General features: G+C 69.1%; 15 protein-coding genes. 3 read left to right on the top strand and 12 right to left on the bottom strand.

Features of this window, described 5'->3' with window-relative positions; translation table 11 throughout:
- From rpsC to ACFFGH_RS23100, 11 genes are all read right to left on the bottom strand, one after another.
- On the bottom strand, window positions 1–756 hold the full coding sequence (rpsC, locus tag ACFFGH_RS23150) for a 30S ribosomal protein S3 (protein ID WP_386672761.1): 756 nt from the start codon (window positions 754–756) through the stop codon (window positions 1–3).
- Window positions 756–1,157, bottom strand: coding sequence for a 50S ribosomal protein L22 (gene rplV / locus ACFFGH_RS23145; RefSeq protein WP_446686174.1), 402 nt, complete (start codon window positions 1,155–1,157; stop codon window positions 756–758). Before rplV ends, rpsC begins: the two co-directional genes overlap by 1 nt.
- Window positions 1,158–1,186: 29 nt before the next feature.
- Entirely contained in the window at window positions 1,187–1,468 is a 282-nt protein-coding gene (gene rpsS, locus ACFFGH_RS23140) for a 30S ribosomal protein S19 (protein WP_386672757.1), read from the bottom strand.
- Window positions 1,469–1,483: 15 nt separating this feature from the next.
- Entirely contained in the window at window positions 1,484–2,320 is an 837-nt protein-coding gene (rplB, locus tag ACFFGH_RS23135; RefSeq protein WP_386672755.1) for a 50S ribosomal protein L2, read from the bottom strand.
- Window positions 2,321–2,338: 18 nt separating this feature from the next.
- Window positions 2,339–2,641 (bottom strand): 50S ribosomal protein L23, encoded by a 303-nt coding sequence (rplW, locus tag ACFFGH_RS23130; RefSeq protein WP_386672753.1) that lies wholly within the window; start codon window positions 2,639–2,641, stop codon window positions 2,339–2,341.
- A complete protein-coding gene (gene rplD / locus ACFFGH_RS23125) occupies window positions 2,638–3,333 on the bottom strand; it encodes a 50S ribosomal protein L4 (protein WP_386672751.1) in 696 nt (231 codons plus the stop codon). Before rplD ends, rplW begins: the two co-directional genes overlap by 4 nt.
- 4 nt (window positions 3,334–3,337) lie before the next feature.
- Window positions 3,338–3,994: a 50S ribosomal protein L3 gene (rplC, locus tag ACFFGH_RS23120; RefSeq protein WP_386672750.1), complete on the bottom strand. Its 657-nt coding sequence runs from the start codon at window positions 3,992–3,994 to the stop codon at window positions 3,338–3,340.
- Between the two features lie 8 nt (window positions 3,995–4,002).
- Window positions 4,003–4,311 carry a 30S ribosomal protein S10 gene (gene rpsJ, locus ACFFGH_RS23115; RefSeq protein WP_386672748.1) on the bottom strand — a complete coding sequence of 103 codons (309 nt, stop codon included), beginning with the start codon at window positions 4,309–4,311 and terminating at the stop codon, window positions 4,003–4,005.
- Window positions 4,312–4,702: 391 nt separating this feature from the next.
- Window positions 4,703–5,656, bottom strand: a complete 954-nt coding sequence (locus ACFFGH_RS23110; RefSeq protein ID WP_386672747.1) for a type IV toxin-antitoxin system AbiEi family antitoxin domain-containing protein — start codon at window positions 5,654–5,656, stop codon at window positions 4,703–4,705.
- Between the two features lie 179 nt (window positions 5,657–5,835).
- On the bottom strand, window positions 5,836–6,300 hold the full coding sequence (locus ACFFGH_RS23105) for a hypothetical protein (protein ID WP_386672745.1): 465 nt from the start codon (window positions 6,298–6,300) through the stop codon (window positions 5,836–5,838).
- A 154-nt stretch (window positions 6,301–6,454) separates the two neighbouring features.
- Window positions 6,455–7,426 carry a DNA topoisomerase IB gene (locus tag ACFFGH_RS23100; RefSeq protein ID WP_386672743.1) on the bottom strand — a complete coding sequence of 324 codons (972 nt, stop codon included), beginning with the start codon at window positions 7,424–7,426 and terminating at the stop codon, window positions 6,455–6,457.
- A gap of 147 nt (window positions 7,427–7,573) precedes the next feature.
- On the opposite strand from ACFFGH_RS23100, the gene ACFFGH_RS23095 reads away from it, so the two are divergent.
- Genes ACFFGH_RS23095 through ACFFGH_RS23085 form a run of 3 tightly spaced genes read left to right on the top strand, consistent with a single transcriptional unit; the run spans window position 7,574 to window position 12,275 of the window.
- The gene (locus ACFFGH_RS23095; protein ID WP_386672741.1) at window positions 7,574–8,596 is read left to right on the top strand and encodes a 3-oxoacyl-ACP synthase III; all 1,023 of its coding nucleotides are present in this window, start codon (window positions 7,574–7,576) and stop codon (window positions 8,594–8,596) included.
- On the top strand, window positions 8,593–11,304 hold the full coding sequence (locus ACFFGH_RS23090; protein ID WP_386672739.1) for an alpha/beta fold hydrolase: 2,712 nt from the start codon (window positions 8,593–8,595) through the stop codon (window positions 11,302–11,304). Before ACFFGH_RS23095 ends, ACFFGH_RS23090 begins: the two co-directional genes overlap by 4 nt.
- The gene (locus ACFFGH_RS23085; RefSeq protein ID WP_386672737.1) at window positions 11,301–12,275 is read left to right on the top strand and encodes an NAD-dependent epimerase/dehydratase family protein; all 975 of its coding nucleotides are present in this window, start codon (window positions 11,301–11,303) and stop codon (window positions 12,273–12,275) included. The genes ACFFGH_RS23090 and ACFFGH_RS23085 overlap by 4 nt, the downstream gene beginning before the upstream one ends.
- Before the next feature lie 123 nt (window positions 12,276–12,398).
- On the opposite strand, the gene tuf is transcribed toward ACFFGH_RS23085, so the two are convergent.
- Complete coding sequence (gene tuf, locus ACFFGH_RS23080) at window positions 12,399–13,592, bottom strand: elongation factor Tu (protein ID WP_386672735.1); 1,194 nt, start codon at window positions 13,590–13,592, stop codon at window positions 12,399–12,401.
- Window positions 13,593–13,598: the final 6 nt, after the last annotated feature.

Below are 13,598 nucleotides of genomic sequence, written 5' to 3'. Positions count from 1 at the left end.
CTATGCCTCAGCTCCTGCGGTCGCCGGCGCCTCGGCACGAGGGCCACGGCGGCGGTCGCCATCCCGTCGCTCGGGGCGCGACGACTTCTGGTTCGCCTGCTCCCGAGCGAGTTCCTTGTTGGTGATGTCACCCTTGTAGATCCAGACCTTCACGCCGATGCGGCCGAACGTCGTCTTGGCCTCGTAGAAGCCGTAGTCGATGTTGGCGCGCAGGGTGTGCAGCGGGACGCGGCCCTCGCGGTAGAACTCGCTGCGGCTCATCTCCGCGCCGCCGAGGCGGCCGGACACCTGGATCCGCACGCCCTTGGCGCCGGCGCGCTGGGCGCCCTGGAGACCCTTGCGCATCGCGCGGCGGAACGCCACACGGGCGCTCAGCTGCTCGGCGATGCCCTGTGCGACGAGCTGCGCCTCGGCCTCGGGGTTCTTCACCTCGAGGATGTTCAGCTGGATCTGCTTGCCGGTGAGCTTCTCGAGGTCGGCGCGGATGCGCTCGGCCTCGGCGCCGCGGCGGCCGATGACGATGCCGGGACGGGCCGTGTGGATGTCCACGCGGACGCGGTCGCGGGTGCGCTCGATCTCGATGCGCGCCACACCGGCGCGGTCGAGGCTCGTCGACAGCAGGCGGCGGATCTTGACGTCCTCGGCGACGAAGTCGCTGTACCGCTGACCGCGCTTCGTGGAGTCAGAGAACCAGCGCGACACGTGGTCGGTGGTGATTCCGAGACGGAAGCCGTACGGGTTGACCTTCTGGCCCATTACTTGCTCGCCTTCTTGCTCGTGGCACGGCCGGCCGGCGCCACATCGGCACCCTCAGGGGTGGCGAGGACGACCGTGATGTGGCTGGTGCGCTTGTTGATGCGGAAGGCACGTCCCTGGGCACGCGGCTGGAATCGCTTGAGGGTGGTTCCCTCGTCGACGAACGCGCGGCTCACGTAGAGGTCCTGCTCATCCAGGTAGCTGTTCTCGGCATCCGCCTTGACCCGGGCGTTCGCGATCGCGGAGGCGACCAGCTTGTAGACCGGCTCGCTCGCACCCTGCGGGGCGAACTTCAGGATGGCCAGGGCCTCGACGGCCTGCTTGCCGCGGATGAGGTCCACGACGCGACGGGCCTTCTGAGGCGTAACGCGGATGTGTCGCACGCGTGCGATCGACTCCACCATTTCTTCTCCTCCTCTTCGTCACCGCGTCAGCGGCGACGACCCTTCTTGTCGTCCTTCTCGTGGCCGCGGAAGGTGCGGGTCGGCGCGAACTCGCCGAGCTTGTGACCGACCATGGTCTCGGTGACGAACACCGGGATGTGCTTGCGACCGTCGTGCACCGCGATCGTGTGGCCGAGCATCGACGGCACGATCATCGAGCGGCGCGACCAGGTCTTGATCACGTTCTTGGTCTTGGCCTCGTTCTGTGTCGTCACCTTGCGAAGCAGGTGCTCGTCGACGAAGGGGCCCTTCTTCAGACTGCGTGGCATCCTCTTGGTCTCCTACTAACGCTTCTTGCCGACATTGCGGCGGCGGACGATGAGCTTGTCGCTCTCCTTGTTGGGGTGACGCGTGCGGCCTTCCTTCTGGCCCCACGGGCTGACCGGGTGGCGACCACCGGAGGTCTTGCCCTCACCACCACCGTGCGGGTGGTCGATCGGGTTCATGGCCACACCGCGGACGGTCGGGCGCACGCCCTTCCAGCGGGCGCGGCCGGCCTTGCCCCAGTTGATGTTCGACTGCTCGGCGTTGCCGACCTCGCCGATCGTTGCGCGGCAGCGGGCGTCGACGTTGCGGACCTCGCCCGACGGCAGACGCAGCTGCGCGTAGGGTCCGTCCTTCGCGACGAGACGCACCGAGGCGCCGGCGGAGCGGGCCATCTTGGCGCCGCCACCGGGCTTCAGCTCGATCGCGTGGATCACGGTACCGACCGGGATGTTGCGCAGCGGCAGGTTGTTGCCCGGCTTGATGTCCGCGCCGGCACCCGACTCGACGATGTCGCCCTGGCTGAGCTTGTTCGGCGCGAGGATGTAGCGCTTGGTACCGTCCACGAAATGCAGCAGCGCGATGCGCGCCGTGCGGTTCGGGTCGTACTCGATGTGCGCGACCTTGGCGTTGACGCCGTCCTTGTCGTTGCGACGGAAGTCGATGACGCGGTACTGGCGCTTGTGGCCGCCGCCGATGTGGCGGGTGGTGATCCGGCCGGCGTTGTTGCGTCCACCGGTCTTCGGCAGCGGGCGGAGCAGCGACTTCTCAGGCGTCGAGCGCGTGATCTCCGCGAAGTCCGCCACGGACGAACCGCGGCGACCCGGGGTCGTCGGCTTGTAATTGCGAATAGCCATGATGTATTCCTCTGGTCCTTAGCCGACAGCCGTGAAGATGTCGATGGAGCCGGACTTGAGCGTGACGATGGCGCGCTTGGTGTCCTTGCGCTTGCCGAGCCCGAACTTGGTGCGGCGCGTCTTGCCGGTGCGGTTCAGCGTGTTCACCGTGTCCACCTTGACGTCGAAGATCTTCTCGATGGCGAGCTTGATCTCGGTCTTGTTCGAGCGCGGGTCCACCGTGAAGGTGTACTTGCCGTCGTCGATCAGGGCGTAGCTCTTCTCGCTCACGACGGGCGCGAGGATGATGTCGCGCGGGTCCTTGTTGCGGCCGCCGCTCATGCGGTCACCTCTTCCGTGTTCTCAGGAGTCGACGCCACGGCAGTGTCGTCCTGCTTCGTCGCCTTGGCGGCGACGAACGAGTCGAATGCTGCGCGGGTGAAGATGATGTCGTCGCTCACCAGCACGTCGTACGCGTTCAGCTGGTCGGCCGGCAGCACGTGGATGGTGGAGATGTTGCGGACGCTCTTGAAGCTGAGCTCGTCGTCCCGCTCCAGCACGACGAGCACGTTCTTGCTCGAGGCGATTCGGAGGAGCAGCTCGTTCACGACCTTGGTCGACGGGGCATCGCCCACGACGAGGGAGTCGACGACGTGCAGCCGTCCGGCGCGGACCCGGTCGGAGAGGGCGCCGAGCAGCGCTGCGGCGATCATCTTCTTGGGGGTGCGCTGCGCGTAGTCGCGCGGCACCGGTCCGTGGACGATTCCACCGCCGCGGTGCTGCGGCATGCGGACCGAACCCTGGCGGGCGCGCCCGGTGCCCTTCTGCTTGAACGGCTTGACACCGGATCCGGAGACCTCGCCGCGACCCTTGGTCTTGTGCGTGCCCTGGCGCGCGGCTGCGAGCTGGGCGACGACGACCTGGTGGATCAGCGGAACGTTGGTCGATGCGTCGAAGAGGTCAGCGGGCAGGTCGACCGAGCCGGTCTTCTGTCCCGTGGCGTCGAGGACGTCGAGCGTGGTGGCGTTGGCCATCTGGCTACGCTCCCTTCACGGCGTTGCGGACGAAGACGATGCGGCCGCGCGCGCCGGGGACGGCGCCCTTGACCAGCAGCAGGCCCTTCTCGGCGTCGACCGAGTGGACCTTGAGGTTCAGAACGGTCACGCGCTCGCCACCCATGCGACCGGCCATCCGCATGCCCTTGAAGACGCGGCTGGGCGTCGAGGACGCACCGATCGATCCCGGCTTGCGGTGGTTGCGGTGTGCACCGTGCGAGGCGCTGACGCCCTTGAAGTTGTGGCGCTTCATGACACCGGCGAAGCCCTTGCCCTTGCTGGTGCCGACGACGTCGACCAGCTGGCCGGGCTCGAACACCGAGTCGACGGGGAGCTCCTGGCCGGCGGAGTACTCGCCGGCGTCGGCGGTGCGGACCTCGGTGAGGTGGCGGCGCGGGGTGACGCCCGCCTTGTCGAAGTGGCCGGCTGCCGGCTTGTTGACCTTGCGCGGGTCGATCTGGCCGTAGGCGATCTGCACGGCGCTGTAGCCGTCGACCTCGGGCGTGCGCACCTGCGTCACGACGTTCGGGGTGATCTCGACCACGGTGACCGGCACGAGGCGGTTGTTCTCGTCCCACACCTGCGTCATGCCGAGCTTCTTGCCCAGCAGACCCTTGGTCGTCTTCGTAAGCGTAGACATGGGTTTCCTTAGAGCTTGATCTCGATGTTGACGTCGGCCGGCAGGTCGAGGCGCATCAGCGAGTCGACCGCCTTCGGCGTGGGGTCGATGATGTCGATGAGACGCTTGTGCGTGCGCTTCTCGAAGTGCTCGCGAGCGTCCTTGTACTTGTGGGGGGAACGGATCACGACGACCACGTTCTTCTCCGTGGGCAGGGGCACAGGGCCCACCACGGTCGCGCCCGCACGGGTCACGGTGTCGACGATCTTCCGCGCCGAGGTGTCGATGACCTCGTGGTCATACGACTTAAGTCGAATGCGGATCTTCTGTCCCGCCATTGACAACTCTTTTCTCTAGGTACGTAGCGCATCCCTGGGGACACGGACGCCGCACAGCACTCTTGCTGGCGCACCACTGTTCTTGTTTCAGGCCGACCCACACGCTGAAGCGCTTACCCCCGCGAGGCACACAGGTTTCCCAAGGTGCGAAGGAGTCGGTGTTGGTTCTGCCACCCGCGGCCTAGAAGTCGTTCCGCTTCTATGCACTGCCTGGTGGTGATCCGCGCAGACGCGCGAAATGTCGAACTAGAAGAGTTTGCCATACCGCTTCATGTGCTGCAACCCGGGCGTGTCGCGCACGCCCCGCCCCGCCCCGCCCTATTGTTCCCGTTCCGGCTCGATGTTGCCGCCGCGGCGGGCACATCCAGCCGAAACGGAAACAGCCCCCGCGTCAGTTCACCTTCACCCGGGGCGCGGTAGGCGACTGACGCAGACCGGCCGCGCGGAGGCGAGTGGCAAGACGCCAAGGTTCGGCACACTCGCTCCAGGTCCACCGCGCGAATCGAACGCCGTCATCACTCAGCTCGTTCTCGCGCAGCTTCTCGTCCCAGACGACGTCGGCCGCACTTCGGCCGGCGAGGAAGCGCACATCCTCGTATTTCACCTTCCCATCGCACTCCCCCATCACCCGCTCGGCCGGCCACCAGAAGTCCGTGAGGCGCCGCCCACGGCGCGTTCGAACGACGTGCTGCAGAACTGGTTCGGGGAACCCCAGTTCGGCGATGACCACCCTGCTGAACGACTCGAGCGGGGACATTGCCAGGTCGGTCGAGAACTCGGTTGCCCGGCGCGCCCGACTCGTGTTTCGCGAACCGAAGAAATCGAGCGCGCGGAGAAGCACCTCCAGGCTGAGCGCCTCGCCGTATCGGGAGCGCGCGCAGTCGATCGCCGCCACAGCGTCCCGGAAGGCGGCATCGCAGGCGAGATCGATGAGCGTCCGGATGAGCGTCGTCACCCGCACGTCGCCCAGGACGGTCACACTCGACGCGTCGAGATCGCGCCGGTGCACAGCGACGCCATTCTTGCTCCGTCGTCGGGAATCCAGTGGCTCGGTGATGTGCACCACCGAAGGCCAGTCGATCAGCGGCAAGCCCCAGAGCCGCGCGGCCGAGTGGTGCGACAGCACCACCTCGGACCGCCGGGTCGCCAACACGGCGGCGATCCTCAGGTCGTACCGCTCGTCGTCTCGGAGGAGCGCCCATTCCGACGTGGCGGCGTATGCGCCTCGGCGCACCCGCACCAAGGCGCCGCTCTGGTGGCTCCGTCGCAATGCCCGGTCGTCGGCGCCGACAGCCACGTAATGCCGCGTCGTGGACAACGGATCTGCGCCGGCTACATGTTCCACACCAGAAGCGTCTCGCCACCTCCCCTGGTAGCACCTCACAGGATCAGCGCTGTGCATCGATCCAGGAAGCGGACCCGCGTGAGCGACGGGCCCGCCTGCCAGCCGACACCGGGGTGAATGTTCCCGGTTCGGCTCGATGTTCCCGCCGCGGCAGGCACATCGAGCCGAAACGGGAACAGTTACCTCGGTCTGGCGGAGGAGGCGGTGGCCGCGGGAGGAGCTGCGGTGGTGCGGGGGCGGAAGAGAACCAGATGGGTGAGGGGGATGGCGACGGCGGCGCCGACGAGGAAGGCGATCGTGGGGACCAGCACGATGCCGACGATGAGGAGCCCCCAGCCGCCCGCCGTCGCGCCGATCACGATGTAGACGATCAGCGTCAGAATCCCGGCGACCAGCGCAGCGAGCAGGTTGTGCAGGACACGCGCGCCGGGCCGCCGGTTGCGGTGCAGCACGTTCCCGATCACGACGAGGATCCCCCACAGCACCAGCCCGATCCAGAACGCGCCGAAGACGAGCGCCGGCCCTTCGCCGAAGAAGGCCCCGGCCGGATCGGGGTTGTCGATCGACACCAGCGCGCCGGTGACGAGCAGTGTGAGGAGCAGGGTGAGCAGGATGCCGACGACGGTCTCCGCAAGGATGCGCATGGACCAGAAGATAGCGCCCCCGGGCCCGTGCAGCGGCGAGGCGCCACCGCCGGTTACGCCCGTTCCACCGCCGACTGTTCCCGTTTCGGCTCGATGTTGCCGCCGCGGCGGGCACATCCAGCCGAAACGGGAACAAATGCGGGCCGGGGGCCGGTCAATCCTCCAGCAGGTCCCGCAGCTCGCTCTCCGCGGCGTGCAGCCGGTTCGGGTCGATCGTCACCCCGTCCTCGAACGCCTCCACCACCCGCGGGTCGACGTAGCTCGTCTTCGCGATCGCCGGGGTGTTGCTCAGCTCCTCCGCCGCGTCGCGCATCGCCTGGGTGAGTGCCCTCGAGCGGGCGGTCTTCGACTCTGCCGGCCCCTGCTTGGCGAGACTGATCGCCGCCGCGAGGGTCCCGTGGAAGGTGCGGAAGTCCTTCGCGGTGAAGTCTCCCCCGGTCCGCTCGCGCACGTACTCGTTGATCTCCTCGGCGGTGAGCGGATGCCACTCCCCGTCGTCGTCCTTCCACGCGAGGAGCCGGGCGTTCGGGCCGCGTCGCTTGAGGTTCCGCACGAGGGGTGCGAGGTCCGGATCGGTGATGTCGGAGTCCCATTCCTTGCCGCTCTTCGCCGGGAAGCGCAACTGCACGGTGTCGCCGCTCACGGTGACGTGCGCGCAGAGCAGCGTCGACAGCCCGAAGCTGCCGTTGTCCGTCGCGTACCGCTCAGAGCCGACCCGGAGGGAGCCGGTGTCGAGCAGCCGGAACGCGGCGGCGAGGATGCGCTCGCGCTGGAAGCCGTCGAGCCGGAGTGACTTCGTCACCTGCCGACGCGCCGCCGGCAGCGTCTCGCCGAGCGCCAGCGCCCGGTCGTACTTGACCTGGTCCTTCTGCTCCCGCCACAGCGGATGGTAGCGGTACTGCTTCCGCCCGGCAGCGTCGATGCCGACCGCCTGCACGTGGCCGTTCTCGTACGGACAGATCCAGACCTGCTTCCATGCGGGCGGGATCGCGAGCGCCTCGATCCGCTGCTTCACCCCGGGATCGCGGATGGTCCTCCCCCGCTCGTCACGGTAGGAGAACCCCTTCCCGGCGCGGACGCGCGTGATCCCGGGACCCGAGGTCCGGCTCCTGCGCAGTCGTGGCACGGTGTGAAGATAACCGGTCGGCCGCCTGAACCTCACTTGTCTGACCGTTTGCCGCAAGCAACCCGACCTGAAGATGTGCGTTCTCCGGGCGAATGGTCAGGGTTCGCACGAGAGAATAAGGGTTGACCACTTTCGACAGGAGAGCCGTTGGACGGGAATGCCACGACGAGGCATCGGAATGTCGCGCTCCTCGCCGTCGCAGCCATCACCCCGACGCTGGTCACCACGTCGGAAGCCATCGATCGCAAGCTCGAACCGGTGCTGCGGAGACTGAAGCTCCCCACCGGTCTGCTGCAGCGGGTTGCGGGGGTCGTGGAGCGCCGCAACTGGGGTGGTGAGCAGACGTTCGATGACGCCGCCATCACCGCCGGACGGAACGCGCTCGCTGAGGCGGGCATCCGCCCGGACCAGGTCGGGCTCCTCATCAACACGTCGGTCACCCGGAAGCACCTCGAGCCGTCGGTCGCGGTGCGGATCCACCATGGGCTCGGCCTCCCGACCTCCGCGCTGAACTTCGACATCGCGAACGCCTGCCTCGGCTTCGTGAACGGGATGAGCCTCGCCTCTCAGCTCGTCGACGCAGGCCAGGTCGACTACGCGGTGATCATCGACGGTGAGGATGCCGACGAAATCCAGCAGAACACCCTCCGCCGGCTCACTGAGGGCGACATCAACCGCGACGACTTCATGAGCGAGTTCGCGAGCCTCACCCTCGGCTCCGGCGCGGCCGCCGCCGTGATCGGCCGTGCCGACGCCCACCCGTCCGGCCACCGCATCCTCGGCGGCGTCACCCGGGCCGCGACGCAGTTCAACAACCTCTGCGTCGGCAGCGTCGACGGGATGTTCACCGACGCGAAGGCGCTGCTGAAGGGCGGCATGGAGCTCGTCGTCTCCGCCTGGCGGGAGGCGAAGCGGGACTGGAACTGGTCCAACATGGACCGCTACATCCTGCACCAGGTCTCCGACGTGCACACCAACGCGATCGTGAAGGCCGCGAAGCTCGACCGTTCGCGCGTGCCGGTCACCTACCCGAAATTCGGCAACGTCGGCCCCGCGTCCATTCCGATCACCCTGGCCGAGGAGGCGCCGAAGCTCCGCTCGGGTGACCGCGTGCTGCTCATGGGGGTCGGATCCGGCCTCAACACGGCGATGATGGAACTGGCCTGGTGAAGCGGCGGCTGCCATCGGCAGCGACGGCGACGAGCGCTGCGCGCATCCCGCCTCCGGGCCTCCCTGGCCTGAATCCGCGCTGGTCGCGCATCGTCCGCGTGCAGGAGGGCGGCGGACGGCCCACCGTCGACTGGCACGTGCTCGACAACGCTGCAGAGCTGACGGAGGCCGACATCACCCCGGTCGGCACGGTGCTGTGCGTGCACGGCAACCCGACCTGGTCGTACATGTGGCGCAGCGTGCTCGAGCACGCCACCGCACAGGCCCTCGCGGGCGGTCCGGCGTGGCGGGTCATCGCGGTGGACCACCTCGAGATGGGCTTCTCCGAGCGCACCGGCGCGCGCCGCACGCTCCCAGACCGGGTGGAGGTGCTCGGGCGGCTGACGAACGCGCTGTGGCTCACCGGCCCGGTGGTGACCTTCGGCCACGACTGGGGGGGTGTGATCTCGCTCGGCTGGGCCCTCGACCACCCGGACCAGCTGGCCGGCGTGATGCTTTTCAACACCGCCGTGCACCAGCCTGCCGACACCCGGATCCCGTCACCGCTTCGGGTCGCGCTCGCACCCGGAGTGCTCGGCACCGCCACGGTGACCACGCCCGCGTTCCTCGAGACGACCCTGGCGCTCGCGCACCCCCCGCTCCCCCCGGATGTGAAGGAGGCGTACCGCGCCCCCTACCGCACGCGGGCGGACCGCGGCGGCATCGGGCAGTTCGTCGCCGACATCCCGGTCTACGCCACCGACGAGACCGCACCGGAGCTGTACCGGATCAACCAGGGCATCCGGTCGCTCGACGTGCCGGCACTGATGCTGTGGGGACCGCGCGATCCGGTGTTCGGCGATCGCTACCTCAACGACCTGATCTCCCGGATGCCGCACGCCGACGTGCACCGCTTCGAGGGCGCCGGGCACCTGCTCGCCGAGGACGTCGACATCGCGACGCCCGCCCTGTCCTGGCTCGACGAGAAGGTGCGCCGGCGCACCCGGCCGGGCTCAGCCGAGTCGCGCGCCGAGGATGTCCGCATGGAGCCGGCTGTGGAGGGGTCGGCGGACGGCACCCCATACCGTCCCCTCTGGTCGGCGATCGATCGGCACTCCGAGCACTACGCCCCGGCGCTCGTCGAGCTCGCCCCGCCGGCCGGCCAGGGGCCGCGGGTCGTCAGCTGGCGCCTGCTGTCGCGTCGTGTGCGTGAACTCGCGGCGGGACTCGCCTGGGCGGGCGTGAAGAAGGGCGACCGGGTCTCGCTGCTGATTCCCCCCGGCGCTGACCTCACCGCGGTGCTCTACGCGTGCCTTCGGATCGGTGCGGTCGTGGTCGTCGCGGATGCCGGCCTCGGCCTGCAGGGCCTCACTCGAGCGGTGCGCGGCGCCTGGCCCGACCACGTGATCGGCGCGCTGCCCGGCCTCACCGCCGCGAAGACGCTCGGCTGGCCCGGACGGCGGATCTCGACGCTGCGCCTCAGCCCCCCGGTGCGACGCGCGCTCGGCGTCTCACACACGCTGACGGAGCTCGCCGGTCGCGGCGTCGGCGCGAAACTGCCGCCGGAGCCATCCCCGGAGGATCCCGCCGCGGTGCTGTTCACCTCCGGGTCCACCGGTCCTGCCAAGGGCGTGGTGTACAGCCACGCGCGACTCGCGGCGCTCCGCGACGCTCTGGCGGCGCAGTACGACATCCGCACGGGCACCGGCCTCGTCGCCGGCTTTGCGCCGTTCGCCCTGCTCGGGCCGGCGCTCGGGGCCACCTCTGCGACCCCGGACATGGACGTCACGAAACCCGCTACCCTCACCGCCCGGGCCACCGCGGAGGCGATCTCCGCTGTCCACGGCGAGGTGCTCTTCCTCTCCCCCGCCGCCCTCGAGAACGTCGTGGCGACCGCCAAGGACCTCGACCGGGAGAGCCGGGAGACCTTCCGGCAGGTGCGGACGTTCCTCTCCGCCGGCGCGCCGGTTCCGGAGCCGCTCCTCGCCGAGGCCGCCATGCTCTTCCCCAATGCCGAGCCGCACACCCCCTACGGGATGACGGAAGGGCTGCTCCTCACCGACATCTCGCTCGACGGCATCCGCGCGGCGATCGAGGATGCGGACCCACTGGGCGGCGTCTGCGTCGGGACGCCGACGGCGTCCACTCGGATCCGCATCGCGCCGCTCGACTCGGACGGCCGCCCGACCGGTGAGCTCACCGACGAACCCGGGGTGACCGGCGAGATCGTCGTCTCTGCCCCGCACGTCAAGGACGCATACGACCGGCTCTGGCTCACGGACCGCGCGAGCCGCCGCGACAGCGGGCCGGAGGAGCGTTGGCACCGCACCAATGACGTCGGCCACCTCGACGACGGCGGCCGCCTCTGGGTGGAGGGCCGCCTGCAGCACGTGCTCGTCACCGCGGACGGCGTGCGCACCCCCGTCGGCCCGGAACAACGGATCGAACGGGTGCCGAACGTCGTGCGGGCCGCCGTCGTCGGCGTCGGCCCGATCGGCGCGCAGCAGGCGGTCGCGGTGCTCGAGACGGTGCCGGCGGGAGCCGCACCGCGGCTCGCTGAGGCGGATCTCACCGCCGCGGTCCGCGAGGCCAGCCCGCTTCCGCTGGCGGCGGTGCTCGTCGTGCCGAAGCTCCCCACCGACATCCGGCACAACTCCAAGATCGACCGCAGCCGGTTGGCCGACTGGGCGACCCGCGTGCTCGCCGGCGGACGTATGACCAGCCCATGAGCGTGCTCGTCACCGGCGCCAGCGGGCTGCTGGGCGGTGCCGTGGCGCGCGAGCTGGCCTCCCGTGGGCATGAGGTTCGCTCGTTCCAGCGCCGACCCGCCGAGCTGCCGGGTGTCGAAGATGCGCCCGGCTCTGTCACCGATACCGACGCGGTGCGGCGGGCAGTCGCCGGCATGGATGCGGTGGTGCATCTCGCCGCAAAGGTGTCGCTCGCAGGGGATCCGGCCGAGTTCTCGGCGGTGAACGTGGAAGGGACACGGCGCTTGATCGCCGAGGCCGCACGTGCCGGGGTCCGCCGCTTCGTGCACATCTCGTCGCCGTCGGTGGCCCATGCAGGCATGTCGATCGCCGGGGACGACGCCCGGCCGGCCGATCCGGCACACGCCCGGGGCGACTACGCGCGCACGAAGGCGATCGCCGAGCGCCTCGCCCTCGCGGCGGACTCGCCCGGCTTCGCGGTCGTCGCGGTGCGGCCTCATCTCGTGTGGGGTCCCGGCGACACCCAGTTGGTCGCGCGGATCGTCCAGCGCGCCGCCGCCGGCCGGCTGCCGCTGATCGGCTCTGGCGCGGCGCTCATCGACACCACGTACCTCGACAACGCAGCCACCGCGATCGCCGCGGCGCTCGATCGCGCGGAGGACGTGCACGGGCAGGCGTACGTCGTCACGAACGGCGAACCGCGGCCTGTCGCCGAGATGCTCGCCGGAATCTGCCGCGCCGCCGGCGTGCGGTCGCCGAGCCGGCATGTGCGTGCGGGGCTCGCCCGCTCGGCGGGCGCCGCGGTGGAGGCCGTGTGGCGAGTGCGGCCGGGCGCCGACGAGCCGCCGATGACGAGATTTCTCGCGGAGCAGCTGTCCACGTCGCACTGGTTCGACCAGCGTCGCACCCGAGCCGACCTGCAGTGGACCCCGGCCGTGTCGCTCGACGAGGGCCTCCGCCGGCTGGCAGCCGCCTACCGGACGGCCCGATAGTTCCAGTTCCGGCCGAGTACGTCTGGCGGAACGGGTGCATCAGGCCGGAACGGGAACAGTCGCGATCGTTCGGAACGACGAAGGGCCGCACCCTGGGGTGCGGCCCTTCGTGTGGAACAGGTGTTACTTGATGATCTTCGTGACCTTGCCGGCGCCCACGGTGCGGCCACCCTCACGGATGGCGAAGCCGAGGCCCTCCTCCATGGCGATCGGCTGGATCAGCTCGACCGACATGTCGGTGGTGTCGCCGGGCATGACCATCTCGGTGCCCTCAGGCAGCGTGATGACGCCGGTGACGTCGGTGGTGCGGAAGTAGAACTGCGGGCGGTAGTTGCCGTAGAACGGGTTGTGACGGCCACCCTCATCCTTGGACAGGATGTAGGCGGTGCCCTCGAAGACGGTGTGCGGCGTGACCGAACCCGGCTTCACGACGACCTGGCCGCGCTCCACGTCCTCGCGCTTGGTGCCACGGAGGAGCAGACCACAGTTCTCGCCGGCCCATGCCTCGTCGAGCTGCTTGTGGAACATCTCGATACCGGTGACGGTCGTCTTCTGGGTGGGACGGATGCCCACGATCTCGACGTCCGAGTTGATCTTGAGCGTTCCGCGCTCGGCACGGCCGGTGACGACGGTGCCACGACCGGTGATCGTGAAGACGTCCTCGATCGGCATCAGGAACGGCTTGTCCTTGTCGCGCACCGGGTCCGGAACGGACTCGTCGACGGCCTCCATGAGCTCGAGGACCGACTGGGTCCACTTCTCGTCGCCCTCGAGGGCCTTCAGGCCCGAGACGCGGATGACCGGCGCGTTGTCGCCGTCGAAGTCCTGGCTGGAGAGCAGCTCGCGGACCTCGAGCTCGACGAGCTCCAGGATCTCCTCGTCGTCGACCATGTCGGACTTGTTCAGCGCGACGAGCAGGTAGGGCACGCCGACCTGCTTGGCGAGCAGCACGTGCTCACGGGTCTGCGCCATCGGGCCGTCGGTGGCGGCGACCACGAGGATCGCGCCGTCCATCTGTGCGGCACCGGTGATCATGTTCTTGATGTAGTCGGCGTGGCCGGGAGCGTCGACGTGCGCGTAGTGACGCTTCGGGGTCTCGTACTCGACGTGCGAGATGTTGATCGTGATACCGCGCTGGCGCTCCTCCGGAGCGGAGTCGATCGACGCGAAGTCGCGCTTCACGTTGGTCGCCGACGGGTACTTGTCGGCAAGCACCTTCGAGATCGCCGCGGTGAGCGTGGTCTTGCCGTGGTCGACGTGACCGATCGTTCCGATGTTGACGTGCGGCTTGGTCCGCTCGAACTTGGCCTTGGCCACTTGGTG

This window comes from Lysobacter korlensis, from assembly GCF_042434515.1.
The sequence above is the reverse complement of the archived record's forward strand: the minus strand, read 5'-3'. Positions and strand labels throughout refer to the sequence as shown.